The sequence below is a fragment of the Streptomyces murinus genome (assembly GCF_002154555.1).
Classification (GTDB): domain Bacteria; phylum Actinomycetota; class Actinomycetes; order Streptomycetales; family Streptomycetaceae; genus Streptomyces; species Streptomyces murinus.
The window spans coordinates 1-713 of the sequence record NZ_MUNF01000871.1 but is presented as its reverse complement, the minus strand read 5'-3'; the positions used below and the strand labels follow the sequence as shown (position 1 = coordinate 713).

Below are 713 nucleotides of genomic sequence, written 5' to 3'. Positions count from 1 at the left end.
CCACCCGCCCGCTGCCCCGCACAGAGGCATGCGCCGCGATCGCCCGCGCCCGCTCGGCCGGACACCCCGGGAACAACCTGAGGATCTCCGCCGCGAACGACGCCGCGAACCGCTCGTCCTCCACCCCCCTGCGCCGCGCGTCCCGCGCCCGCCGCCGACGCCGAGCCTCCGCATCCGCCAGACACCGCTTCTCGGCACGGACCAGCGCCGCCTCCTCCACGAGCACACCCTGCCGCTCGTACCGGCCCTTACGCCGGTTGAACCGCACCACCACCGCCGACAACACGCTCTCCTCCCGCGATCTGCGGGTCAGCGCCGTGTCACCGCGCGGAAGAAGGACCAGGTGACCGAGATCCGCGCAGTTCAGGCAGCGGGGAGCGCCGTTCTCCAGGACCAGGAGGGACAACGGCCCGCGCCGGCAGGCGGAGCAGCGCTGATGCTTGAGGGGCTGGACGACGACAAGACCGTGGGTGAGGTGGGGAGTTGAGGGGATTCCCATGGTTCCTTTCTTCCCCGTCGGTGGCGCCGGCTCCCGTTCGGGTTCATCGCACTTCGTCTGCGTGGACGCGGCAGTCAGGTGCCGAGGCAAGGCCGGACGACAGCGTGCTGGAGGGGACTGCGGATGAGCGACACCGTCGACATCAGCGCCGTCCGATATCTCGGAGGGAACCGTAGAACGCGTTCAGATGATCCTGCCCGTGCAGCCCCGCAGG

General features: G+C 70.7%; 1 protein-coding gene. It reads right to left on the bottom strand.

All coding sequences use genetic code 11. The features are described 5' to 3' along the window. The coding region (locus CCN72_RS36100) for a hypothetical protein (RefSeq protein WP_086812589.1) at positions 1–499 on the bottom strand (499 nt) is incomplete at its 3' end. Between the last annotated feature and the right edge of the window lie 214 nt (positions 500–713).